Below are 13,485 nucleotides of genomic sequence, written 5' to 3'. Positions count from 1 at the left end.
TGTGTGTCAGTGCAGGTGCGTCGCGTGACGCACCCTGTAACAGATAGCGTAGTCTTATTATGAACGCCACAGAAATTGCATCTCCGTGGTGACGTTACGCCTGTCTGTGGCAGCGATTATAGAGCGTTTCGTCAGCCTGTCTCATACCGAAGGATGATAAGCAAATAACGCCGGTGCGCCGCCGGTATGTACAAACAGCAGCGGCCCTTCGCGCCGGAAGCGCTTCTGGCTGATACCGTCAATCAGACCGGCCATCGCTTTGCCGGTATAGACCGGATCCAGCATGATACCTTCCAGCCGTGCCAGCAGGCGCACTGCCTCCATGCCCTCTTCGCTGGGTTCGCCATAGCGCGGCGCGTAGTACTCATCCCAGAGCGTGATCGCCGCCTGCGGCTTCAGCTCAAGCTGCTCTGCCAGCGCGCTGCGCAGCCGCTCTACCACCGGCAGCTGCGCGGCCACGCTACGTGACACTGTCACGCCAACCAGCTCGCTTTCCGGCAGCAGCTGCTCCAGCCCTACCGCCAGACCGGCATGGGTACCGGCGCTGCCGGATGCCACCACCACCGCCGCGAAATCCACTACGCCCTCGCTCTGATGGGCGATCTCCTGGGCGCACTCTACGTATCCCAGCGCGCCCAGCGCATTCGAGCCGCCGACCGGCACGATATAGGGGCGATACCCCTGCGCTTCGAGACGCTCTGCGTAGTCGCTGAGCTGCTGCGGCGGATTATCCAGCGCCGCCACCATCTCCGTCTCCACGTCCATCAGATCAAGCAGCAGGCGGTTGCCGTTGGAGAGATAATTTTCTGCCGTGGTGCCAATCGGGTTTTCCAGCAGCGCCACGCACTTCAGGCCGAGTCGCGCCGCCACTGCGGCCGTCTGGCGTACATGATTGGACTGGATCGCACCGGCGGTCAGCAGCACATCCGCGCCCTGGCGGAGCGCGTCCGCGGCCAGAAACTCCAGCTTGCGCAGCTTGTTGCCGCCCAGCGCGACCGGCGTAACGTCATCGCGTTTAATAAAAATATCGCGGCCAAGGTAATCGGACAGACGCGGCAGATGCTCCAGCGGCGTAGGTGCGCCAAGCAGCTCAAGACGCGGAAACTGGTGCAGAAGATGTAGGGACAATGCAGGCCTCCAGGGCAGTGTGAAGATATCCCTGTAGTGTTGCAGAAGATGCGCTGAGGCGCATCCGGAATTGCGGGGTAGCAGCAGCCCGCTGCGGCACAGATCGCCGCAGCGGACATTAATCATTGATCAGCCGCGCTGCCAGCCGAGGAACTGATCGTATTTACGCAGCGCAATACGGTAGTTGTTATTACCGGCATCGGGCAGATCGTGCTGCAGACACTCATGCCAGCTGTTGCCGGATAGATTTTCTGCCGGGAAATTTCTCGCTTTCAGCATGTCATCAAGTCGACGCAGGCGCACCACATACTCCCGAATCGTACTGTGGTTCATCTCGGTCTGTTCAAACAGATACTGTTTAAACGCCATGATGTCGAAGTAGTTCGGATGGGTATTACAAAAAATATCGCTGCAGAAACGGCATAGCGCTGTCAGTTCGGGCTGCAGCTTCGTCCAGACCTGATCGTCAATCATCTGGTCCATGCGGGCTATCGCCTCTTTATTGATGATCTGGCCACGAAACACCAGCGCCATACGATCTAATACTTTGCCACAGTGTGAACAGTTGCTTTGGCTATGTTTATAGTCTTTAAGATAACGACTTAATGGCCTGACTTTAATTTTGGCTCCCATCGCTGAGTCCCCGGTTTTTTTATTTTTGTTTCCCCAGGACTGAGTCTGTCAGCGCGCTCCCGCTAACCGGGCACGCAGGCGTTTAATCGCCTGACTGTGCAGCTGACTGACGCGGGATTCTCCCACCTCCAGCACCGCGCCAATCTCTTTCAGGTTCAGTTCTTCCTGGTAGTACAGTGTGAGCACGAGCTTTTCGCGTTCGGGCAGCGCCTCGATTGCGTCAATCACGCGTTCACGCAGATTCCCTTCCATCAGCTGATGCAGCGGATTCGCCTCTTCATGGCCCTCTGTCACCAGCTCTGCGCTGTCACCGTGCTCTTCCCGATACTCGTCATAGGAGAAGAGCTGGCTATTGTTGGTATCCAGCAGGATCTGCCGGTACTCCTCCAGCGACACGTTCAGCTGCTGCGCCACCTCCTGCTCCGAGGCTGAGCGGCCGAGCGCCTGCTCCACCTGGTGCATGGCACCGGCTACTTCGCGCGCGTTGCGCCGCACGCTGCGCGGTGCCCAGTCGCGGCTGCGCAGTTCGTCCAGCATGGCGCCGCGAATACGCTGCACGGCGTAGGTGGTAAAGGCGGTGCCCTGCAGCGCGTCGTAGCGCTCCACGGCATTCAGCAGTCCGATGCCCCCAGCCTGCAACAGATCGTCAAGCTCCACGCTGGCCGGCAGGCGCACCTGCAGACGCAGCGCTTCATGCCGCACGAGGGGAACGTAGCGCTGCCAGAGCGAATGTTTATCCATCACGCCGCCGGCGGTATAGAGATCGTTCACGTTGACTACCCTGCGTTAATTAAGTTATCGGCATGATTATCCAATTCTGTAGCGGTTTCGATTGGCAGAATAGGCGGGCAAAAGCGAGGTTATTTCAAATTAGTGATGGATGGCGGTGGCGGGCACCGCCGTTGCGAACGCTATCTGTTGCGCTGCTGCAACCGCTGCCTTGTGGCAGGCGGCACCGCGGGCCACAGCGCGCAGATTTTGCCCGCCAGCGGCTGATAAGCGAAACCGTCCGCCGCTTCACTCTCCAGCGCCGCGCTGAGCATCACCTGCCCGGTTTCACCATCAATGCTAATCAGTTTATTGCGGAACAGGCGCTGCAGATCGCTGCGTAAAAACAGGCCGTTATCGACGCTGTTATCCGCCAGCAGCCCCGCATCGCTCTCGTCGGTGTTGATATGGCACGCCTCCACCCACGGCCAGCCGTGTGGTTCAGTGAGCGGCGTGCCGGTGATGACGCAGGCGCCGTAGCGCGCTTTCACCGCCGCCAGAAACGCCGCCTGGCTGGCGTGCTGCAGCACGCGGGTTTTCACCCGCCGCCCGACTTCGGTGCCGGGTATCACGGCGGCGGGTGCCGGCTGCTGCGGCGTGCTCAGCACCACGATAAACTGCACCGCGCGCGACAGCGGGAAACAGGGGTGCGCCTGCGCGTCAAACAGCTGCCAGTACGCCTCCTCCTCCTGCTGACGCATCAGCACCAGCCGGTAGCCCCGGCTGGTGAGCAGGTTCTGCGCCGCCGCCGAGTGCGGATCGAGCATCGCATAGACCCGGCTCTCGCCCATCACTTTCCAGCGCCCGGCCTGGCTCACGTCATCGCTGCGGCGAAAATAGAGAAACGCCTGCTGCGTTTTCAGGTAGTGCTCAAAGCGGCGCAGATAATTTTTGTGCTCGTTGTCATCGCTGATAAACAGCAGTTCCTCAAGCGGGCTGTTCAGCGCCTGCTGCGCAAACAGCGCGCGGATCGCCAGCTGCCGATAGCTCACCGGGGGACTCAGCAGGCCGCGTGCGGTAAGCGCCTTCTCGCCGGGATGCTGCTGCGCATAACGCAGCGCGATCTCCTCAAACGAGAGCAGCTCACCCGGTAACAGATCGTAGTTGAAGCGCATCGCCCCTCCCTGAGTGGAAAACGTGACCTATAGCGGAATGGTTCTAACAGATTATCGGCCGCGCGGCGGCAGGCTGTAGCAGACAGCTGCGGTTTTACAGGCAAAAAAAACCCCGCCGGAGCGGGGTTTTGATGCTTACGCGGAGAGCGATTAGCCCTGCAGCAGAGAGAGAACCTGCTGTGGAACCTGGTTCGCTTTCGCCAGCACGGAGTTACCCGCCTGCTGAACGATCTGCGCTTTAGACATGTTTGACACTTCAGTTGCGTAGTCCGCATCCTGGATACGGGACTGAGCAGCAGTCAGGTTAGTGGTGGTGTTGCTCAGGTTAGTTACCGCTGAGTTAAGACGGTTCTGTACTGCACCCAGTGAAGAACGGAACTTGTCGATATCAGCAATGGCAGAATCCAGTTTAGCCAATGGATTAGCATTAAAATTAGCAGGTGTAGCAACAGATGCGCCAGCAGTTACTGCGCCTGTAGTTGCATTAATTGTTGCTGCTTCGTACGTTGAATCTCCATTAGCATCAGTGGTCTGGACCAGATAATTGTCATTACCTGCTTCATCTTTATAAGTAACCAATGATTTATTGGCAGCATCAACAGCAGAAGTATCAAGGGTCAGATCTTTACCAACAGTGGTAACCGCAGTAGTACCGGTTGGAGTTAATTTAGTGCCAGTTGAATCGAAGCTGATAGTACCGGTTTTATTATCTACGGTTGCTGCGTAAGTACCTGAGCTGGTAGTTGCGAAATAATCACCGTTAGAATTTTTTGCCAAACCGGTTACAGTTTCTGGAGTACCATTCGAATCGTTAGCTGTGGCACTTGCAACCGCGATCTGTACATTTCCAGTGGAACCATTCTTAACGGTAGTTGCCATGTTAGTCACGTTGAAGTTGTCTAATTTCAGCGTGTTTGAGTCAATTTTCTTCAGGTCGATTGAGATAGTCTGGCCATCGTTAGCGCCCACCTGAATTTTCATGTTGCCATCTTTAGCCAGCACGTTTACGCCGTTGAACTGGGTCTGCTGCGATACGCGGTCAATTTCATCCAGACGCGATTTAATTTCGTCCTGGATAGATGATTTATCAGAATCGGAGTTGGTGCCGTTCTGCGCCTGCACGGTCAGCTCACGGATACGCTGTAAGTTGTTGTTGATTTCAGACAGCGCGCCTTCAGTGGTCTGCGCGGCTGAGATACCGTCGTTGGCGTTACGGGCTGCCTGAGTCAGACCTTTGATGTTGGACTGAAAACGGTTAGCGATAGCCTGGCCTGCTGCGTCATCTTTCGCGCTGTTAATACGCAGACCAGATGACAGACGCTCCATAGAAGAAGAGAGAGCAGACTGGTTTTTGTTGATGTTGTTCTGAGTGATCAGCGAGAGGCTGTTAGTGTTAATGACCTGGGCCATGATAAAGTTTCCTGTTTAATCAAGTCTTTCGGTTAAGGTGTGGGCTTCAACCCGTCGGCTTCATCGCCGTCAAAGTTGTTATCGTCTGCCCCTGAACAACCTTTAGATTTTTTTTAGGACCGGATGAATTTTTTTCGCTTCACCTGCCATGCTTCTGGTTATCGCCAGCCGCCTGCGCTTCTTTAGCCCCGCTTAACTTTTTTTACCGTCCGAATTACCTCCGTTACGCCCCTCTATTCCATTTATCACTCACTGGTTATTAATTCTAAACTTTGCCGCGTTGACGCCGATAATTGCGCTATTCACTCTTTGCAGCGACAGGAAAAGGAAACTATATGGCCAGCATCTCTTCTCTCGGCGTCGGCTCAGGCCTAAAGCTTAGCGATATTCTCGATAGCTTAACCACTGCAGAAAAAGCGAGCTTAAAGCCGATTAGCACCCAGCAGAGCGCCTATACCGCGAAGCTCAGCGCCTACGGCACGCTCTCAGGCGCGCTGACCGCGTTCCAGACCGCTAACAGCGCGCTCAACAGCGCCGATGTCTTCAGCGCCACCACCGCAACCAGCAGCAGCACGGCGTTCAGCGCCACCACCTCCGGCAGCGTAGTGGCGGGTAAATACAGTATCAACGTGACGCAGCTGGCGCAGGCGCAGACGCTGACGTCATCGGCGCAGAGCAGCAACAGCAGCGCGCTCGGCGACAGCGCCGCCAGCCGCACCCTGACCATCAAACTTGCCGACGGCAGCAGCAAAGGTATTGCGCTCACCAGCGACCAGACCTCGCTCACCGGCATGCGCGATGCGATTAATAAAGCGAACGCCGGCGTCTCTGCCAGCATTATTAAGAGCAACGAGGGCGAATACCGCCTGTCGCTGACCGCGACCAAAACCGGTGAGGCAAACGCCGTGTCGGCGGTCAGCGTCAGCGGCGACGACACGCTGCAGGCAATTGTCGGCTTTGATCACAATGATATCGCAGCGAATAACAAGCTCAGCGTCAGCGTCGCGGCGCAGAATGCGCAGCTCACCGTGAACAATATTCCGATCACCAGCAGCAGCAACAGCATCAGCGACGCGCTGGAGGGGATCTCGCTGAATCTGACCGCGACCACCAGCGGCAGCCAGACGCTCACCGTGGCGCAGGACACGTCCAAAGCCACCACTGCAGTGACTAACTTTGTTAACGCCTATAACACGCTGCTCGATCAGTTCAGTACCCTGACCAAATATACCGCGGTGGAGAAAGGCGCTGACGCGCAGGACGCCAGCAACGGCGCGCTGGTCGGCGACAGCACCCTGCGCAGCATTCAGACGCAGATTAAGGGACTGCTGACTAACTCCGCCAGCTCCTCCGCCTATAAAACGCTGGCGCAGATTGGTATTACCTCCGATCCCACCTCCGGCAAGCTGACGCTGGATGACAGCAAGCTGAAAACTGAGCTGGCGAAAGATCCGGACGGTATCAAAGAGATGATCGTTGGCGACGGGAAAAAAACCGGCATTACCACGCGCCTGGCCGGTAATCTTACGACCTGGCTCTCAAGTAAAGGGCCAATCCAGAGCGCCAAAGATGGCGTCAGCAAAACGCTGAATGAGCTGACGCAGAAATATAACGACATGAACACACGTATTGACGATTTAGTAGCGCGCTACAAAACCCAGTTTACCCAGCTGGATCTCGCCGTCAGCAAGCTCAACAGCACCAGCGACTACCTGACGCAGCAGTTTGACAACATGACCAGCAGCTCGAACAAATAAGGAGTGACCATGTACGGGGCAAATGGCACGCAGGCCTATGCAAAAATTGGCGTTGAGAGCGCCGTAATGAGCGCCACCTCACCGCAGCTGATGACGCTGCTGTTTGATGGCGCCATCAGCGCCGTGGTGCGCGCGCGTCTGTTTATGCAGGATGGCAACATCCCGGGCAAAGGCAGCGCTATCTCGAAAGCGATCAATATTATCGAAGCGGGCCTGAAACAGGGTCTGGATGAAGCCTCAGGCGATGAGCTGACGCTGAACCTTATCGGCCTTTACTCCTATATGGTCCGCCGTCTGGTTGAGGCAAACATCCGTAATGACGTGGCAGCGCTGGAAGAGGTTGAAACGCTGCTGCGCAATATCGCTGATGCCTGGAAAGAAGTCGCTTAATCTTAATTCTTAGGACGCTATGTTATGAATACTGCACCGCACCTGATGCTGGCTTATCAGCAGATCCTCACCCTCAGCCACGGCATGCTGCGCCACGCCAGCCGCGGCGAGTGGGACGATTTAATTACTCACGAAATGGATTACGTCAGTGCGGTGGAGCGTCTGGCGCAGAGTACGGAAACCACGCCGCCGTCAGGCCAGCTGCAGGAGCAGCTGCGTCCGGTCCTGCGTCATATTCTGGATAATGAGAGCGAAGTTAAACGCCTGCTGCAGGCGCGGATGGATGAGCTGACGCGGCTGGTCAGCCAGTCCTCAGTACAGAAGTCGGTGATGCGCGCTTACGGTCAGCAGGGTGACGTCTGGCTGCCGCAGGCCTGAATACCTGCCCTCTCCCGCCGGGAGAGGGTCTCTTACTGCATTACTGCGCGGTATGCGCCGCAACCGGTTTCATCAGCTCTGGCTCAATATCCTGAATCACCGCCTCATCGGGCCGCTTCGCTACCTCTTCCAGCGCCTGCTGGCACTCCACGGTAGGCTGTTCCACTTTGCGCAGGCGCAGGCCATCATACTGCAGCTCACCGTTTTCCAGCACCAGCGGCATCACGCGCGACTGGCGATTGACGTTGACCCAGTTGTCGCTCAGGCGGGTCAGCTTGCCCGGTTTGGCAATGACGCGCTGCCACTGGCGGCAATCGAGCGTATCGCCGTCGGCGGTGATAATCAGACTGCCCAGCGCCTGGCCGCTGATCAGCTTGCTCTGCGGCCCGACGGTCTGCCAGTTGCCCTGCAGCGCGGCCGGCGCCGGGGTTTTTACCGCATCACTGTAGCTGTTAATCTGCGCACACCCGCTGAGTGCGACGGCGGCCAGCACGATCCACTTTTTCATTTTGATTCCCTGTCCTCGCGTTAATGGCGGCTACGGTATAATTTTTCTCAGGCGTAAGGCAAGCAGTCTGCAGCAAAACCCGGCGCGCCTGACAACGCGGCAGGTTGCAGTTACACTATGCGCCGAGTTAACGACCCGGAACCGAGCATGAAAACCCCTGAAGAGTACTATAGCCTGGCGCGCAGCCTGTTTTTCACCGCCCACCCCACCTTTCAGGCCGCGCTGGATGAGCTGAGCGAAAGCGACGCCCGCGCGGCGAATATGTCACTGCGTGAACTGCGCGACTGGCATGCCGAACGGATTTACGCGGCCTTTATCCGGCAGAAAAAACTGGATGGTATTCTGTTCTCTATTCAGCTCGCCGAGCCGGATAAAGCGGTTGCCGCAGAGGCGATTGAAGCCTATCTGAAGACGCACGCTGAGGCGCTGGGTATGACGTGGGAAGAGTTTTGTATAAAGAATGAGCTATAGCGCTGCACGGCAGCGCGCAAAGTTGTACAACACACAGAAAATAGTTGTACAAAGGATTTTTTTTGTATAAGTTACGCAGCATGACAACCGTCAAGGATTGTCCCTTAACGAATGGTGCGTGTGCGCCACCTCTGGAAGTGGTGCTGGTTTTCCACTTCCAGAGGTTCATTTTTTTCCCTACTTTTTCCGGCACCTCTTTCTGATTCACCGGCGCGTACACTTTTTTCCCTTCTGTGCCGCCTGCGCCCCTTGCTACTGTTTTTATTTACAGTAATATAATGCCCTGACCTTATTTGATGGATGGTTCTGATGTTTGTAGAGCTGATTTATGACAAGCGTAATGTCGCTGGCCTGCCCGGCGCGCGCGAGATGATTCAGGCTGAGCTCGAAAAGCGGGTACAGCGCGTGTTTCCGGAGGCTGAAGTGCGGGTAAAACCGATGGAGCGCAACGGAATCGATACCGATTTAAGCAAAAACGATAAAGCGACCGTTGCGCGCATTGTCGAAGAGATGTTTGATGAGGCGGATATGTGGCTGGTGGCCGACTAGGCCACCCTGCCGTGTGCGGTTAGCTCTCCTGCTCAATATGGTTAACCGCAATCTCTAAATCCTGAATAGTCTGGTCAATATTCTCCAGCAGTTTACTCTGCTCATTGATCAGCTGCTCAAATCGCCCTGCATACTCTTTATCTTTGTACTCGCCGGCATCAAACGCCAGCCAGTGTGCAGAGAGCGTTTCAGTGTTGGTCTGCGCGTAGTGACGCATCTCTTTAAGCTGTGAGGTAACATCGCGCAGGTACTCAGGTTTGGTTTTAATCGCTTCTGAATCGCTCATGCTATTTTCCTTTTTGCTTGTTTTGCCCGTTAAAATAACGTCTGAGTGATTAAAGATAGTCGATAATAGCGAAGCCGCATTAAGAATAGTCGGAAGTGGGTTTCAGGCCGGGGCTGACATCCCTGTCAGTACAGATGGCTGCGCATCAGAGGTATTTGCGCGCCAGCGTCATCAGTTCCGCTTTGGCTGCCTCCCCCAGCTGGCTCACGCCGTGTTCAACAAACGTAAACGCCTGGACAAAATCTTTCACCCCGGCATCCAGCGCCGCCGCGGCCGGTGACGCACCCGCTGTCTGAGCAGGTGCTGCCACCTCTGCCGGTGCAGCATCAGCGCTGGCGGATGCCGTTGTCAGGGGATCGTCTGCCACAGGCTGTGGTGTTGCATCAGCCGGTACGCTCTCCTCTGGTGTCGCGGCCGCCTCTGCGCTCGTCGCCACATCTTCCGTTACCGCCGGGCTGGCCGGTGCCGTCTCGTTAGCAAAGTTCTCCAGCGGAGAAACATCGTGTGGATCCGCTGCTGCTGCCGGGTTAACGCTCTGTTGTTCGCTCATGGTACTCTCCTTCTTTCGGGTTAACGATCGCCGCTGCCGTAGCCATACCGCGATCTGACGGGTAATACTCATCACTGCCTCCCTGCTGCTAGCTGCTGCGTTTAGCCGGTCTGGCCTTTTCACGCACCACTATTCCGTCAATTTTTAGCTGCAGGTCTGCCAGCTGTTCTGTCAGTTCGGCCACCCGCGCTTCGCGGCGGTCAGAGATTTGCCGGTACTCTTCCCGGATATTTTCGACGCGCTGGTTGGCTTCATTGCTGACGTAGATAAACATCGCGGTCATGGCAATGCATATCAGCGATAACAGCAGCATCATTCCCCCCAGCAGCAGCTGACGCCGGTGATTTCTGATCGTGAATTCACTGTTTATCTGCACCATCACGGTTCTCCTCAAGCGTGGTAATCAGTTGATTGATCTGACTGCGAAATTTATCGCTGTGATCGGTCTCAGTAGTTGCCAGCAAAATGCTCAGCGCATTTTTTATCAGGCGCAGATCGGTCTCCAGCGAAGAGATGCGACGCAAATTGCGATCGTGACGAATGCGCAACTCATCATTCTCTTGCCGCATCAGCGCATGACTCTCTTTCAGTAACATCACCTGCTCTTTGTAACTGGTGATAATCTCCCCGCCTGCACGATTGCTGGTTACGATGGTTGCAATCCCGGCCAGTAATGGTTTCCAGAACACCGCTGCTGCACCACCGCCGAGAAGCAGTGCGCCAACGCTGGTGATGAGACTACTCTCCATGCCTTACCTCTCAGTACTGGCAAGGGCTCCGCCCGGAATACACTGACCTCCCCTTGCCAGTCATACGATCAGTGTATTTTAAGTTTACTTTAATCATTTAATTTAAGTATACTTAAGTAAACCTTTCAGGAGTTGTCAAGATGAAAAATCAGGAAACGCCAGGCCAGCGCATTCGCGAACGCCGTAAAATGCTGAAACTGACCCAGCAGCAGCTGGCGGCAGACGTCGGCGTCTCGCACGTGGCTATTTCACAATGGGAAAAAAATGAGACGCTGCCGCGTGGCGAGCATCTGCTCCGGCTGGCAGAGCTGCTGCAGTGCCCGGCGGCATGGCTGTTTGATGGTGAGGGGGAACCCTTTGCGGTTGTCAGCAGCCACAGCAGCGTGCGGGCTGTGCCGCTGCTGACACTGCAGCAGGTTACCGGCTGGCTGGATGAAACCCGCCTGCAGCTGCAGCGGGAAGCCGATCGCTTTCTCTACTGTGACAGTGCGGTAAGCGACAGCGCCGTCGCCGTTCAGCTGGACGATCGTTCCATGCAGCCAGCTTTTCTGCCCGGCGATCTGCTGATATTCGAACCACAACGCTCTGCAGCGCCCGGTGAGGTGGTGCTGGCGCTGTATGCCGGGCAGGCGCTGGTCAGAACGCTGCGCGTGCGTTCCCCTTCGCAGAATGAAGAGAATTTTTTATTGCGCCCGGTGAATGAAGATTATCCCGTACTCAGCACGGACAAACATGAGGTGCAGATTATCGGCGTACTGGCTGAAATGCGCCGGCACTATCACGCTGGCGGCCAGTAAAACCCCGCACCGGCCCGCTACAGCGTATCGGTCAGGCGATCGATAACGATGCGGCCGGATGCATCCATCTGGGTAATACGGTAGTTCACGTTCCATGAGCGGCGGGTGTTGAATTTGTCGCTCAGCACGACGCTCCCTTTTGCCCTGCCCTGGCTGTCTGTGATCTGCCAGCGGGTAATGGCTTCCCGATCGCCCCGGGCTGCCTGTTTATCCTGCTCAACAAGACGATCTTCTGCTTCCAGTTTCAGGTAATCACGTAACATTTTATTCCTCCGGCTAAAGCGGCTTAAGATACGCCTTTTGTTAATCCATTCAATCGAAAAAATTTATCGTTAATGCAGATTCATTTCGACCGATTGATAAATTGAATTGACCCCCTGCTTTACCGCTACGCTTATCAGATAAATCGGTAAATATTATGCTGATTTAGCCTCTGTGTGCTGGACATCCCGGCCCGTTCGACGGTTAATGTAAGAGCTTAAATAACGTTCCGGCAGGACAATTGCATGCTGACCACTATTCTTTACCGCAGCCATCTCGATGAACACGTTCCCGTCAGAGTTCTTGAAGATATCGTGGCCCGCGCAAACACCAAAAATGCGCTGTCGGACATCACCGGCATTCTGTTATTTGACGGCCGGCATTTCTTTCAGCTTCTGGAAGGACCCGATCGCGCTGTCAGACATATTTACGATCGTATTCGCCAGGATGCCCGTCATCATAATCTGGTCGAGCTGATGCATGATTTCGCGCCGGCGCGCCGCTTTGGTAATACCGGTATGGAGCTGTTTGATCTGCGTCAGCATGAGAGAAGCCGCGTGCTGCAGGCCGTACTGGATAAAGGCACCTCGCGTCACCAGCTGACCTACGACGATCGTGCGCTGCAGTTTTTACGCACCTTTGTTGAGGCGCGTGAAAAAGAGAACTATTTTGAAATTCCACCGGCGAACACGTGGGAGTTTGTCGCGGATGAGTCGACGCTGTGTGAGCTGAACGATTTTCAGCACTCGATTCAGGATTGCCGCTTTGCTTTCCAGCCTATTGTTGATCCCTTTTCACGCCGTATTGCTGCCTATGAAGCGCTAATCCGCACGCCTACCGGCGGTGCGCCGGAAGAGTATTTTGCTGCTTTCGGCGGTGATGCTATTTACCGGGCAGATATTCAGTCAAAAAGCCTGGCCTTCAATCTCGCCAGCAAACTCGGCCTGGGGCAGCATACGCTCACCATCAATCTGCTGCCGATGTCGCTGGTCACCGTGCCTGATGCCGTAGATTTTCTGCTCGCAGAGATCCACGCCAGCGGCCTTATTCCTGAACAGATCGTGGTTGAAGTCACGGAGAATGAAATTATTTCGCGCGCTGATGCGTTCACGGCAGAAGTGCGGAAGTTAAAAGCTGCCGGTATCAGTCTGGCACTGGATGATTTCGGTGCCGGCTTTGCCGGCCTCTCCCTGCTGGCAAAGTTTCAGCCTGATAAAATAAAAATCGATCGTGAAATTATCTGCGACGTCCATAAAAGCGGACCAAAACAGGCAATCGTCCACGCGATTATTAAATGCTGCGCCTCACTGGAAATTGCCGTGGTTGCCGAGGGCGTGGAAAAAGCGGAAGAGTGGATGTGGCTTGAGGCAGCCGGTATTAATCAGTTCCAGGGCTACCTGTTTGCGCGACCGGCGCTGAATGGATTCCCGTCAATTGCGTGGCCTGAAATCAGATAGCCTCAGTCTGAAGTGCATCTCTGGCAACAATTCACTGCGCCTGCAGCTGCTTTGCAGGCGCATCAAGCGGCTCGCTCAGAATGACATATTTCATCATTTCAAAGGTGCGCTGCGTCATCGGCACCGCGCTGCAGGGACGAAACCAGCCAAACTGCCGCTGATAGAACCATACCTCCGGATAGCGCTCGCCATCTTTCACCCAGTAATATCCATCTTTCATAAGCCTGCTCGCCTCTGTTGCAGAACTGACATTCACTGCCGCCGTTCGCGACATCGTT

Annotated in this window: 19 protein-coding genes; 7 read left to right on the top strand and 12 right to left on the bottom strand. The window is 55.6% G+C overall.

Annotation, left to right across the window (positions count from 1 at the left end):
• Nucleotides 1-141: 141 nt before the first annotated feature.
• From FS690_RS01835 to FS690_RS01815, 5 genes are all read right to left on the bottom strand, one after another.
• A complete protein-coding gene (locus tag FS690_RS01835) occupies nucleotides 142-1,128 on the bottom strand; it encodes a D-cysteine desulfhydrase (protein ID WP_094111347.1) in 987 nt (328 codons plus the stop codon).
• A 129-nt stretch (nucleotides 1,129-1,257) separates the two neighbouring features.
• Entirely contained in the window at nucleotides 1,258-1,761 is a 504-nt protein-coding gene (gene fliZ, locus FS690_RS01830; RefSeq protein WP_039385047.1) for a flagella biosynthesis regulatory protein FliZ, read from the bottom strand.
• 48 nt (nucleotides 1,762-1,809) lie between these two features.
• The gene (locus FS690_RS01825; protein ID WP_039385048.1) at nucleotides 1,810-2,532 is read right to left on the bottom strand and encodes an RNA polymerase sigma factor FliA; all 723 of its coding nucleotides are present in this window, start codon (nucleotides 2,530-2,532) and stop codon (nucleotides 1,810-1,812) included.
• Nucleotides 2,533-2,672: 140 nt separating this feature from the next.
• Nucleotides 2,673-3,644, bottom strand: a complete 972-nt coding sequence (locus FS690_RS01820) for an HNH endonuclease signature motif containing protein (protein ID WP_145338995.1) — start codon at nucleotides 3,642-3,644, stop codon at nucleotides 2,673-2,675.
• A gap of 150 nt (nucleotides 3,645-3,794) precedes the next feature.
• Entirely contained in the window at nucleotides 3,795-5,054 is a 1,260-nt protein-coding gene (locus FS690_RS01815) for a FliC/FljB family flagellin (protein WP_145338994.1), read from the bottom strand.
• 335 nt (nucleotides 5,055-5,389) lie between these two features.
• On the opposite strand from FS690_RS01815, the gene fliD reads away from it, so the two are divergent.
• Genes fliD through fliT form a run of 3 tightly spaced genes read left to right on the top strand, consistent with a single transcriptional unit; the run spans nucleotide 5,390 to nucleotide 7,579 of the window.
• Nucleotides 5,390-6,811, top strand: a complete 1,422-nt coding sequence (gene fliD, locus FS690_RS01810) for a flagellar filament capping protein FliD (RefSeq protein WP_145338993.1) — start codon at nucleotides 5,390-5,392, stop codon at nucleotides 6,809-6,811.
• A gap of 9 nt (nucleotides 6,812-6,820) precedes the next feature.
• The gene (fliS, locus tag FS690_RS01805) at nucleotides 6,821-7,201 is read left to right on the top strand and encodes a flagellar export chaperone FliS (RefSeq protein ID WP_145338992.1); all 381 of its coding nucleotides are present in this window, start codon (nucleotides 6,821-6,823) and stop codon (nucleotides 7,199-7,201) included.
• Nucleotides 7,202-7,225: 24 nt separating this feature from the next.
• A complete protein-coding gene (fliT, locus tag FS690_RS01800) occupies nucleotides 7,226-7,579 on the top strand; it encodes a flagella biosynthesis regulatory protein FliT (protein WP_071667947.1) in 354 nt (117 codons plus the stop codon).
• 40 nt (nucleotides 7,580-7,619) lie between these two features.
• On the opposite strand, the gene yedD is transcribed toward fliT, so the two are convergent.
• Nucleotides 7,620-8,087, bottom strand: coding sequence for a lipoprotein YedD (gene yedD, locus FS690_RS01795; protein WP_071667948.1), 468 nt, complete (start codon nucleotides 8,085-8,087; stop codon nucleotides 7,620-7,622).
• Nucleotides 8,088-8,234: 147 nt separating this feature from the next.
• On the opposite strand from yedD, the gene FS690_RS01790 reads away from it, so the two are divergent.
• Nucleotides 8,235-8,558 (top strand): DUF6388 family protein, encoded by a 324-nt coding sequence (locus FS690_RS01790; protein WP_039385062.1) that lies wholly within the window; start codon nucleotides 8,235-8,237, stop codon nucleotides 8,556-8,558.
• Between the two features lie 309 nt (nucleotides 8,559-8,867).
• Nucleotides 8,868-9,107, top strand: a complete 240-nt coding sequence (locus FS690_RS01785; protein ID WP_039385064.1) for a DinI-like family protein — start codon at nucleotides 8,868-8,870, stop codon at nucleotides 9,105-9,107.
• A gap of 19 nt (nucleotides 9,108-9,126) precedes the next feature.
• Here the strand turns inward: FS690_RS01785 and FS690_RS01780 are convergent, their stop codons facing one another.
• The 4 genes from FS690_RS01780 to FS690_RS01765 form a co-directional block, all read right to left on the bottom strand.
• Nucleotides 9,127-9,393 (bottom strand): hypothetical protein, encoded by a 267-nt coding sequence (locus tag FS690_RS01780; protein WP_039385065.1) that lies wholly within the window; start codon nucleotides 9,391-9,393, stop codon nucleotides 9,127-9,129.
• Nucleotides 9,394-9,538: 145 nt separating this feature from the next.
• Nucleotides 9,539-9,943 carry a hypothetical protein gene (locus FS690_RS01775; protein WP_104085128.1) on the bottom strand — a complete coding sequence of 135 codons (405 nt, stop codon included), beginning with the start codon at nucleotides 9,941-9,943 and terminating at the stop codon, nucleotides 9,539-9,541.
• 88 nt (nucleotides 9,944-10,031) lie between these two features.
• Nucleotides 10,032-10,322 carry a hypothetical protein gene (locus FS690_RS01770; RefSeq protein ID WP_052246503.1) on the bottom strand — a complete coding sequence of 97 codons (291 nt, stop codon included), beginning with the start codon at nucleotides 10,320-10,322 and terminating at the stop codon, nucleotides 10,032-10,034.
• Complete coding sequence (locus FS690_RS01765; RefSeq protein WP_145338991.1) at nucleotides 10,303-10,692, bottom strand: hypothetical protein; 390 nt, start codon at nucleotides 10,690-10,692, stop codon at nucleotides 10,303-10,305. Before FS690_RS01765 ends, FS690_RS01770 begins: the two co-directional genes overlap by 20 nt.
• A gap of 140 nt (nucleotides 10,693-10,832) precedes the next feature.
• Here FS690_RS01765 and FS690_RS01760 point away from each other — a divergent pair, with 140 nt between their 5' ends.
• On the top strand, nucleotides 10,833-11,489 hold the full coding sequence (locus FS690_RS01760; protein ID WP_145338990.1) for a helix-turn-helix domain-containing protein: 657 nt from the start codon (nucleotides 10,833-10,835) through the stop codon (nucleotides 11,487-11,489).
• A 17-nt stretch (nucleotides 11,490-11,506) separates the two neighbouring features.
• Here the strand turns inward: FS690_RS01760 and FS690_RS01755 are convergent, their stop codons facing one another.
• Nucleotides 11,507-11,752 carry a hypothetical protein gene (locus FS690_RS01755; RefSeq protein WP_108569587.1) on the bottom strand — a complete coding sequence of 82 codons (246 nt, stop codon included), beginning with the start codon at nucleotides 11,750-11,752 and terminating at the stop codon, nucleotides 11,507-11,509.
• A gap of 243 nt (nucleotides 11,753-11,995) precedes the next feature.
• On the opposite strand from FS690_RS01755, the gene FS690_RS01750 reads away from it, so the two are divergent.
• A complete protein-coding gene (locus FS690_RS01750; RefSeq protein ID WP_071667952.1) occupies nucleotides 11,996-13,207 on the top strand; it encodes a diguanylate phosphodiesterase in 1,212 nt (403 codons plus the stop codon).
• Between the two features lie 31 nt (nucleotides 13,208-13,238).
• Here FS690_RS01750 and FS690_RS01745 read toward each other — a convergent pair whose 3' ends face one another.
• Nucleotides 13,239-13,427 (bottom strand): hypothetical protein, encoded by a 189-nt coding sequence (locus FS690_RS01745; RefSeq protein WP_039385080.1) that lies wholly within the window; start codon nucleotides 13,425-13,427, stop codon nucleotides 13,239-13,241.
• Nucleotides 13,428-13,485: the final 58 nt, after the last annotated feature.

The sequence above is a fragment of the Pantoea sp. PSNIH1 genome, assembly GCF_007680655.1.
GTDB classification, from domain to species: domain Bacteria; phylum Pseudomonadota; class Gammaproteobacteria; order Enterobacterales; family Enterobacteriaceae; genus Pantoea; species Pantoea eucrina.
Note: the sequence above shows the minus strand (reverse complement) of the source record. Positions and strands in the feature narration are given on the sequence as shown.